General features: G+C 27.8%; 10 protein-coding genes. 2 read left to right on the forward strand and 8 right to left on the reverse strand.

The window, feature by feature from the left end; genetic code table 11:
• Positions 1-165: 165 nt before the first annotated feature.
• From KJQ99_RS07535 to KJQ99_RS07550, 4 genes are read right to left on the reverse strand one after another with little or no spacing between them, the layout of a single operon-like run.
• Positions 166-1,101: a DNA cytosine methyltransferase gene (locus KJQ99_RS07535; RefSeq protein ID WP_250325684.1), complete on the reverse strand. Its 936-nt coding sequence runs from the start codon at positions 1,099-1,101 to the stop codon at positions 166-168.
• Positions 1,102-1,147: 46 nt separating this feature from the next.
• Positions 1,148-1,822, reverse strand: a complete 675-nt coding sequence (locus KJQ99_RS07540) for an SAM-dependent methyltransferase (RefSeq protein ID WP_214150431.1) — start codon at positions 1,820-1,822, stop codon at positions 1,148-1,150.
• Positions 1,819-2,406, reverse strand: a complete 588-nt coding sequence (locus KJQ99_RS07545; protein WP_214150432.1) for a pimeloyl-ACP methyl esterase BioG family protein — start codon at positions 2,404-2,406, stop codon at positions 1,819-1,821. Before KJQ99_RS07545 ends, KJQ99_RS07540 begins: the two co-directional genes overlap by 4 nt.
• A complete protein-coding gene (locus KJQ99_RS07550) occupies positions 2,396-3,496 on the reverse strand; it encodes an aminotransferase class I/II-fold pyridoxal phosphate-dependent enzyme (RefSeq protein WP_250325685.1) in 1,101 nt (366 codons plus the stop codon). Before KJQ99_RS07550 ends, KJQ99_RS07545 begins: the two co-directional genes overlap by 11 nt.
• Before the next feature lie 48 nt (positions 3,497-3,544).
• Here KJQ99_RS07550 and KJQ99_RS07555 point away from each other — a divergent pair, with 48 nt between their 5' ends.
• Positions 3,545-4,831 carry an adenosylmethionine--8-amino-7-oxononanoate transaminase gene (locus tag KJQ99_RS07555; RefSeq protein WP_214150433.1) on the forward strand — a complete coding sequence of 429 codons (1,287 nt, stop codon included), beginning with the start codon at positions 3,545-3,547 and terminating at the stop codon, positions 4,829-4,831.
• Positions 4,832-4,863: 32 nt separating this feature from the next.
• Here KJQ99_RS07555 and KJQ99_RS07560 read toward each other — a convergent pair whose 3' ends face one another.
• From KJQ99_RS07560 to KJQ99_RS07570, 3 genes are all read right to left on the reverse strand, one after another.
• Positions 4,864-5,943 (reverse strand): NAD(P)/FAD-dependent oxidoreductase, encoded by a 1,080-nt coding sequence (locus KJQ99_RS07560; protein WP_214150434.1) that lies wholly within the window; start codon positions 5,941-5,943, stop codon positions 4,864-4,866.
• 100 nt (positions 5,944-6,043) lie between these two features.
• Positions 6,044-6,976, reverse strand: coding sequence for a glycosyl transferase family 90 (locus tag KJQ99_RS07565; protein ID WP_214150435.1), 933 nt, complete (start codon positions 6,974-6,976; stop codon positions 6,044-6,046).
• 24 nt (positions 6,977-7,000) lie between these two features.
• The gene (locus KJQ99_RS07570) at positions 7,001-8,281 is read right to left on the reverse strand and encodes an aminotransferase class V-fold PLP-dependent enzyme (RefSeq protein WP_214150436.1); all 1,281 of its coding nucleotides are present in this window, start codon (positions 8,279-8,281) and stop codon (positions 7,001-7,003) included.
• Positions 8,282-8,409: 128 nt separating this feature from the next.
• Between KJQ99_RS07570 and KJQ99_RS07575 the strand changes: the two genes are divergently transcribed.
• On the forward strand, positions 8,410-9,138 hold the full coding sequence (locus KJQ99_RS07575) for an ATP-binding protein (RefSeq protein WP_214150437.1): 729 nt from the start codon (positions 8,410-8,412) through the stop codon (positions 9,136-9,138).
• 1 nt (position 9,139) lies between these two features.
• Here the strand turns inward: KJQ99_RS07575 and KJQ99_RS07580 are convergent, their stop codons facing one another.
• Positions 9,140-9,505: a YbgC/FadM family acyl-CoA thioesterase gene (locus tag KJQ99_RS07580; protein WP_214150438.1), complete on the reverse strand. Its 366-nt coding sequence runs from the start codon at positions 9,503-9,505 to the stop codon at positions 9,140-9,142.
• Positions 9,506-9,617: the final 112 nt, after the last annotated feature.

Genomic DNA, 9,617 nt, shown 5'->3' on the forward strand with positions numbered 1-9,617 from the left:
CTTCTAAACAAGGATAATTTTTTAATAATTCATCTAAAACCTGATAATTAAAAATATCGGTATTTAAAAAGCTACCAATATTTCTTAATGTTTCATCTGTAATTTTAATTCTAACTAAAAATTTTATAAAAAGCTAAATTATATTTAATATCACTTTCTAGTATATTATTTTGCATTATCATACTCCTTTAATTTATTTATAATATTTTTAGCGACTTCACTAATCATTTTAACAGGCACAGAGTTGCCAAATTGTTTATAAGCTTGTAGGTCTGATACACCTATAATAAAATCATCATCAAAACCTTGTAATCTAGCTGCTTCTCTTGGAGTAAGTTTTCTTGGATTTTTATTCTCTTGTTCTATTAATATTTCTGAGCCATCTTTGTAGTATCTAGCTGAAATCGTGCCTGTATATTCTGAGTTTTTATTAAATAAACGATATCCAAAACCATTGCCTTTTAATATATTTTTCTCTTTTCTTTTTTGATGACTTTGCCACAGCCTATCAGAAATGGTATATTTTTCATCAACACTATTTTCTAAAATATCACCAACTTTAACTTTATAGTCAAATTTGCTTGGAAACTCAAAATCAGTTATATTGTTTAAAAATCCAACAATCATAATTCTTTCTCTATTTTGTGGAACTCCAAAATCTCTTGCATTTAACACTTTGTAAAATACTTTATATCCTAAGTCTTTTTCTAATATTTCTAGCATTGTTTTAAATGTTTTACCTTTATCATGAGATACAAGTCCTTTTACATTTTCTAAAAATAAAGCTTTTGGTTTATGATATTTTAAAATTCTCGCAACTTCAAAAAACATAGTTCCTCTAGTATCATAAAACCCTAATCTTTTTCCAGCTATACTAAAAGCCTGACAAGGAAAACCTGCACATAAAATATCAAATTTGGGAATATCCCACTCATTAATTTGTATTATATCCCCATGTGGCATTTCATTGTAATTTAAATAATATGTTTGTTGTGCAAATTTATCAATCTCTGACGAAAAAACACATTGTGTTCCATTACTCTCAAAGGCTTGTCTAATTCCACCTATTCCCGCAAATAAATCGATAAAAGTATAACTCATAAAATACACACCTTGTTTTATTTTAATAATATTATAATACACCATTTCAATTACTAGCACTAACGAAAATGGCGTGGTAGTTTAAGGTATTGTGGTATTTATCATTAAAGATTTTTAAATCATTTTTACCTAAAAATACCCCGCTAAAGGCATTTACTCCACTAAGTTTTAAATGCCTAAAAAGCTCAATACTTGAGCTAAAATTTAGCTCATAATCTTTCTCAAAAATCTTTATATTTTTATAATACAGCTTTAAAATCCGCTCTATTTCATCAATATTTAAATATTCAAGCCCTACGCCAAAATGTTCTTTAATTTGCCAAAGATTATTCACTCCAAAAGTGCTAAAAATTAGCTTAGAATTTGATTTAGAAATTTCATTTATTAATTTTGCTAAATCAAGCCACTGAAAACACGCATTTGAAATAACTAAATCAAAATCCATTTTAGCTAAAAATGAGTTTTCAAAATCTCTTAAATCGTGCTTTACGAAAATAAATTCCTTGCCATAATCACAGCTAAAATCATTAATATCCACGCAATAAAACTCACTAAATTCTATCTTTTTAGCTACCATTTTGCTAAACTCGCCCCTATTTGAGCCAAGCTCAAGCACCCTATCAAAACGCCCATTTATTTCGCTAAGCAAAACTTCTCTCATATCATTTTGCACGATAGCATTTTTAAAATAAGTATCTTTTGCTCTTAAAAAACTTTTCATATTTCATCCCAGCTTAAAAACTCATCAAAGCAAAAATGAGAAGCATTAATTTTATTAACATTTTTAAAGCTATTTAAAAGTGCATTTTGTGGGAAAATTTTATCATCATTTGATGAGTATGCCAAATCATAATCTTGCCAAATACAAGGCTTTTTAGAAATTTCTATAATACTTAAAAGCTCATCTTTAGGATTTTGATTAAATGCCTTATTTATCCCGCCACAATTATTTAAAAAGCTTTCTTTATCAAATCTTTTAGCCGTAATTTTAAAAAGCTTTTCGCTAATTCCAAACTCATCATCAATACCTTTTATAGTGCCATTTATCGCTATTTTTTGCACGATATTAAGCGAACTTAAATCGCACTTGCAAGACACCATAACACCCATTGAAAAAGCGATTAGTTTAATGCTTTTATAAGTTTTACAAATCTCTAAAAATCCTAAATCAAATTCCAAATAATCATAAACCATTAAAACATCATTTTTAGAAGCTAAATTATAAGCACTCGGTAAAAAGCCAAAACCACCGAAAAATAACACCAAATCACTAGAATTATTTTTATGTAAAAACTCAAATTTCATAAAAAGCCTTAGCAAAATTATCTAAATCGCTAAAATCCATACTAGCATTTATTGATAGTCTTATTCCTGTATCTTTAGCAGCCACGGTTGGAGTTTTTATACTTGGAGCAAAAAAGCCTTTTTGCATAAGTTTTGCCGAGTAAAAATTAGCTTTTTCATTATCTCCTAAAACTATCATTTTTATATAACTAACGCCCTTTATTTTATCTTTTAGCAATTCATTTAAATATGAGCTAAGATTTTGCAAATGCTCTCTTAATTTATCAAAATTAGCTAATTTTGAAAACACAAAATGCGAATAAGCTACATTAATAGGTGGTAAAGCGGTTGAATAAATTAACCCCCTAGCCTTGTTTATAAAAAAATCTTTTGCTTCTTTTGAGCAAATCATCGCAGCACCCATACTAGCAATGCTTTTACCAAATGTAAGAACTAAAAAATCAATGTCTTTTAAGTGTCCAAGTCCAAGCCCATTAATGCCGAGTGAACCAATACTATGTGCTTCATCAACATAAAGCATAATGTTTTTATATTTTTTCTTAAGCTCTAAAAGCTTATCAAGTGGTGCAAAATCTGCATCCATACTATATAAACTCTCGCAAATTATTATGATTTTTTCATAATTTAAATTCGTTTGCAATAATTTTTCTAAATCATTTATATCATTGTGTTTAAAGCGTTTAAAATTAGAATGCTTTATGCCATCAATGATACTTGCATGAACTTTTTTATCAGCTAAAAAAAGCGTATTTTTTAAAGTAGCTAAAGCACTTAAACAACTATAATTTAGCAAAAACCCACTGCTAAATAAAAGCGCTTCATTTTTATATAAAGATGATAAGTATTCTTCAAACAAAAAGTATTCATCTCCACCGCCACCAAGACTTCTACTAGCACTTGAGCTAAGTGCAAAATGATTTTTTAAAAATTCTCGTTCAAGCTCACCGCTACTTGCAATTCCTAAATAATCATTACTAGCAAAATTAAGCAGTCTTTTATCATTAAAAATCACAAATTTACCATCATTTTTAAATCTTTTTAGTTCTCTAAAATTATTTTCTTTTTTTAATTCATTTAATAAGTTTTGCATTTTTATCCTTTATAATAATTTTAATTAAAATTTATAAAGGAGTTATAAATGCAAGAAGAATTAGTAAAACTTGATTTAGCACATATTTGGCACCCTTGCACGCAAATGAAAGAGCACGAATTTGTGCCATTAATCCCTATAAAAAGGGCAAAAGGTGTGTATTTATATGATTTTAATGATAAATCATATATTGATTGCGTTAGCTCTTGGTGGGTAAATCTTTTCGGACATAGCAATGATTATATAAATAGCAAAATTTACGAGCAATTAAACACCCTAGAGCATATCATAATGGCTGGATTTTCTCACGAAAGCATTATAAGATTATCAAAAAGACTTACTGATTTACTACCGACTAAGCTTAATAAATGCTTTTATGCTGATAATGGCTCAAGTGCTGTTGAAGTAGCACTTAAGATGAGTTTTCATAAAAATCTTTTGCAAGGAAAATTAAAAAACAAATTTTTATCACTTAGTAATTCATATCACGGAGAAACGATAGCTGCACTAAGCGTAAGTGATGTTGAACTTTATAAAAAGACTTATAAACCACTTTTGCTTGAATGCTTAAACACCCCTGCACCAAGTGGGCTAGATTATGAAAATGAATTAAAAGAGCTTGAAAAATTACTTGAAAAAGAGCATAAAAACATAAATGCCTTTATCCTTGAGCCTTTAATTCAGTGTGCAGGTTCAATGAATATGTATTCAGCTAAGTTTATTAAAAAGGCTTGTTGGTTAGCAAAATCTTATGATATTGATATAATTTTTGATGAAATTGCCGTTGGATTTGGAAGAAGCGGGACTATGTTTGCTTTAGAGCAATGTGAAATTGTGCCTGATTTTTTATGCCTTAGTAAAGGGCTTAGCGGTGGGTATTTGCCAATTAGCGTTGTTGTAACAAGCGATGAAATTTATAATGAATTTTATGCTCCATATAGCGAATACAAGGCGTTTTTGCATTCACATAGTTATACAGGAAATGCACTTGCTTGTGCTGCTGCGAATGCAACTTTGGATATATTTACTAAAGATAATGTTATAAATCAAAATAAAATTAAAAGCGAGTATATAAACTCACTTTGGCAAGGTTTTGCTGAGTTTAAGAGTGTGCGAAATGTTAGGCATCAAGGAATGGTGTTTGCATTTGATATAGAGCATTTTAATCCTAGATTTGGGCTTGAAGTGTATCTAAAAGCACTTGAATATGGGTTACTTTTAAGACCACTTGGCAATACGATTTATTTTATGCCACCTTATGTAATTAATAATGATGAGATAAATTATGTAATAAATAGCATAAAAGAGATTTTGAGATTTAAGAATTTGAAATGAGAATTTCAAATTCTTAAAATTGTTTTAATGTTTTACTTTAGAGTTTCACTCCATTCTATTTCGGTTAATTTTTTAAGACTTTTTGCCATAAAACCACTATAAGTTTTACCTAAAATAACGCCTATTGCATAGTCTTTTCCAACCGAACAAATGCTACCTTTATCATTGTATTTAAAAGGTTCGTTAAACTCAATTCCTTCAAGCCTTGCATTTAGTCTTTTTGCTAGGTATTTTCCTTGCTTACAAGCAATTTGTGCAGTAGGTGCGAAATTTGAAACAATCGCTAAATCTCCTAAAACATAGCAATTATCAAAATTAGGTGCCATTAAATATTCATTTACTAAAACTCTATTATTTTTATGATTAAAGCCACTATTTGCAATTACTTCGCTACCCTTAACTCCAGCTGTAAAAATTATAGTTTTTGCTTTTATATAATTATTTTCATCGTTTAAAAATAATTTATCATCAACTTTTTTGATTATTTTATGAGAGCTTAGAACTTTTACGCCTAGATTTTCTAAATAATTTCTAGCTTTTTTAGCTAAATCTTTAGTATAAACAGGCAAAATCTCATCCATTGCTTCAACCAAATATAAATTAATGCTAATTCCTAGATTTTTGCAAGTTGTAGCGATTGAGCCACAAAGCTCTACTCCGCTAAGCCCCGCACCACAAATAATTACATTTTTATTCTCATAAAGCTCAAGATTTTTATAAAGTGTTTCAGCAGTTTTTAAAGCGTTTTTATAATTTATAATATTTAAGCATTCATCAAGTCCATCAATGCCAAAGGTATTTACACTCGCACCAAGCCCAACATAAAGCTCATCATAATCATAATTTGCATTCTCGCAAATAACTTTGCCATTTTCAATACTTTTTACATTATCACAAATTAAAGTTATATCTTTAGGCAGTATGCTTTTTAGATTTATTACTATGTCTTTTTCGCTTTCTCTTGCTGCTATTTTGTGTAATTCTGTCGTTTTATAATGATAAGAATTATTGTTTATTAGTATAAATTCTGCTTTTCTTAGATTTTTCTTTTTAATCTTTTTAATTAGACTTAAATTTGCATACCCAGCACCTAAAAATACAATTTTTTTCATAAACTCTCCTTTAAAAATATTTAATAAATATTAAAATATTTTTACTTTAATTCATATTAAATATTAATAAAGTTTAAAATAAAATTTATATATTTTAAATTCAATCAAATAATTCAATTACAAAATTATCTAATTTCACTTGATTTGAATAATAAAAATACTTCGCTAAAACCAAAATACCAAGCAACTCTTCTATATTAGGATTTAAAAATTGTTGTATATATTCATTTTGATTTTTAATAATATTTTTTACTAATTTATCATTAGTTAAAGCATTATCCATTACATCTAAAATATCGCTAAAATCATCTTGAATTAATAAAAAATGCTCATTAGGAATTAATTTTCCTTCCATAAACCAAGTTTCATATTTTAATCTTGGAGTAATTGCGATAGAATTTGAACTCATTATCCATTTAAGATTTGTAGCAACATCCCAGCCTTCAAGAGAGATTATAAATTTATATTTAAGCTGCTCTTCCTTGCTTAAATAACCTGCCCTATTTTCCTTATTTACATTACCTAGATTTAGTCTTTTACAATCTTTAAATTTATTAATAAAATCTATTCTATTTTGTTGAACACAAGCACCCCTAAAAACAGCCAAATCCACTTTATCTTTAAAATCATTTTTATCATTTAAAAAACAAAAATGTCTTCTGCTATCAAGTTTTAAAATCACATTTTTACTATCAATTGGTCTTGATTTTGTTATGGTATTTAAAAACTCGCTAGAACAATCATAAAAGAATTTATTTATCTTTAAATTTTTATGAAAATATTTGCTAACCTTGTAAAAATCAAAAGAATATGAAGTGTTTTTTAATAAGTTTTCGCCTAATTTAGAATGCTCTACATTTTCTATCTTTTTTAACTCAAAAAAATCATTAATTTTATTGTAATAATTCAATCTATTTTTTATATATAAGATCTCTTCATTTTTTAACTTTTTTAAAGCATTTAATTTTGAAATTAATTGCATATTAAAAAACACTCTTGGAATACTTAAAGCACCAAGTCCTTTTAAATTCATAATTACTTTGCTAATAAATATTCCTTATTTTAAATTCTTATTTAGCTTTTCTATGCTTTTGCAAAGTGCGTTAATCAAATAATCAATATCGCTTAATTCATGAGTATAATGCAAACTTATTCTTAAAAATCCAGGCTTAGCATTGAAATTTTGATTATCCACATAATTTAATAAATCATGCGCATAAGGACCAGCACAAGCACACCCAGCACGAGTTTCTATCCCATAATCATCGCTTAAGACCCTAGCTAAATCATAAGGGCTAACGCCTGTAGAATTTAGTGAAAATATAGGCAATCTATCCTTAATATTTGCAGCGTATAGTGTGATTTTGTATTTAAATTGCACTTTTTTAATTGCGTTTAAAAAATATTCTTTTAAGATATTTTCCTTTTCTTTAATCACTCCAAGCCCTATTTCATCTCTAAGTCTAAAAGCTAATTCACTTTTAATAACTTGTAAAATCGCAGGAGTTCCACCCTCTTCAAGGCTTTCAGCATCGTCTAAAAACTCATAATTACTCCTACTAACATAGCCAACCGTCCCACCAGCTGCAAATGTAGGAATTTTGCCAATAAGCTCATTTTTAATAGCTAAAAATCCACTCGTGCCAACTCCACCTAGCATTTTATGTCCTGAAAAAAACAAAGCATCAAACGGAATTTCAATATTTTCATAAGGTATAGCCGAACTTGCATCAATTGCTAAAATCGCTTTATATTTTTTCGCAATTTCGCTGATTTTTGCAAGGTTTGCTCTAACTCCTGTGATATTGCTAACGGCATTAAAACTCATTATTATTTTTCTATTAGCGTTCTTTTTGCAAATTCTTTCAAGCTCGTATAAATCGCTGTTAAAATCCCTATGATTTAGTCTAATGCACTCGCATAAACCTTCTTTAAAACTAAGCTCATTTGAATGGTGTTCAATCGCACTAACAATTACTAAAGGCAAAGTATTTTTAGCAATATCATTAAAATAACGCTGTTTAATAAGCGGTGGAACATATATTCCTAATAATTCTTGAAATTTTTTAATAGCCGCAGTTGAGCCACTCCCACAAGCAATCAAGCTATAATTAGAATTTAATCCTAAGCTTTTTTTGATATAGCTTTTTGCGTCTTTATAGTATTTACTTGTTATTTTTGAATTTTTTGCACTATCTGAATGAGTGTTGGCGTATGTTTTTAAAATATTTTGCATTTTTAATTCAATTGATTTTAGTGCTAAAGCACTTGCTGTGTAATCAAAATATTTTGTATTTTCATCTAAAATTATGTCGCTTTTTAGCTCACTAATTTGCATTTTTGCCCTTTGTAAAAATAATTAAAGTAAAATTAGCACAAAAAAATTAAGGGGTAGTTATAGAATTTTTAGACTTTATTAAAAGATATCCGCATTTTTATTTAGACGAAGCGTTAGACTTTTATTCTGTGTTTGGAGATAAGAGTTTTAAACCTAGTTTAAATGATATTAATTATTATATAAACGAGCTAGTAAATACATATAATCCTTACGAATTTGAAATAAATGAAAGCGAATGCAAGGCACTAATTCACTACGCTAGAAAATCTCGCTTGGAGTTTTCTATCAATAAATACGGCTCGAGATTTAAAGCTAGAAAGAGCTTTCATTCATTAATCAATCGTGGTTTTTTAAAACTTGAATTAAATAATGATTTATTGAGTTTTAAGAGATTTTATCCACAAAATAAAGTTATTTTTAATTCTAATTACACTAGATTTTATTTTTATTTTTTAAAGGCAATGGAGAAAATAATTTTAAAAGATAAAGAATTAGCCTTAAGATTAATTAATGATAAATTTTATGAATATCAGTCGTTTATTTACGAGCAAATTGCTTGTGAGTGGTGCGAGAAGAAATTTAATATAAAAGGTATTAAAAGTATTTGGGGCAAAGATTATGAATGTGATATTTTTTATGATAATTACGAAATATCTTTATTGGGTGAAGTGAAATTTAATGGCAAAAAAATGTGTATTAGCTCGTATTCAAAACTCATTCAAAAGGCTAGATATTTGGGTTTTGAGCCTGATTATTTTATACTTTTTAGTAAAAACGGCTTTAGTAAAAAACTCCTAGCTTTAAATGATAAAAGACTAATATTAGCTAATCACGAAAATTTTAAAGAATTTATATAAATTATTTACTCAAATATTTTTTTAATTCTTCACTAATTGGAGATAGTTTGCCATCTTTTATATGAACTAATTTTATAAAAGCTTCAAAAATAGCTTTATCATCTTTATAAATTATTTGCTTTAATTCTAAACAATATTTATCAAATCCTACAAGAATATTTTTAACTTCTAAAATATCTCCTAATTTAGCAGGTGCTTTATAAATAGCCTTAATTTCTCTTAATGCAAAAGGATTTTCTTTTAATAAATCTTTTCCTTCATTAGCGAAAAACCATTCGCTCCTAGCTCTTTCACAATATTTTAAATAATTTGTATGATAGACAATCCCCATACAATCAGTATCTTCATAATAAACTCTAATTTGCATCCTAATCCTTAAAAGAGTATGGCTATAAGCCGGGTTTTGTCTTGGATAATCATTTATCTACTTACTATTTCACAATAGCACTCTAGCGAAGGGTTTAAAATATAAGATAAAA

This window comes from Campylobacter sp. 2018MI13 (assembly GCF_018501135.1).
In the GTDB taxonomy this organism is placed as follows: domain Bacteria; phylum Campylobacterota; class Campylobacteria; order Campylobacterales; family Campylobacteraceae; genus Campylobacter_E.

Coding starts and splice junctions, on each gene's coding strand:
- KJQ99_RS07555 (WP_214150433.1), top strand. CDS start 3,545: ATGCAAGAAGAATTAGTAAAACTTGATTTAGCACATATTTGGCACCCT.
- KJQ99_RS07570 (WP_214150436.1), bottom strand. CDS start 8,281: ATGCAAATTAGTGAGCTAAAAAGCGACATAATTTTAGATGAAAATACA.
- KJQ99_RS07580 (WP_214150438.1), bottom strand. CDS start 9,505: ATGCAAATTAGAGTTTATTATGAAGATACTGATTGTATGGGGATTGTC.
- KJQ99_RS07535 (WP_250325684.1), bottom strand. CDS start 1,101: ATGAGTTATACTTTTATCGATTTATTTGCGGGAATAGGTGGAATTAGA.
- KJQ99_RS07550 (WP_250325685.1), bottom strand. CDS start 3,496: ATGCAAAACTTATTAAATGAATTAAAAAAAGAAAATAATTTTAGAGAA.
- KJQ99_RS07540 (WP_214150431.1), bottom strand. CDS start 1,822: ATGAAAAGTTTTTTAAGAGCAAAAGATACTTATTTTAAAAATGCTATC.
- KJQ99_RS07565 (WP_214150435.1), bottom strand. CDS start 6,976: ATGAATTTAAAAGGACTTGGTGCTTTAAGTATTCCAAGAGTGTTTTTT.
- KJQ99_RS07560 (WP_214150434.1), bottom strand. CDS start 5,943: ATGAAAAAAATTGTATTTTTAGGTGCTGGGTATGCAAATTTAAGTCTA.
- KJQ99_RS07545 (WP_214150432.1), bottom strand. CDS start 2,406: ATGAAATTTGAGTTTTTACATAAAAATAATTCTAGTGATTTGGTGTTA.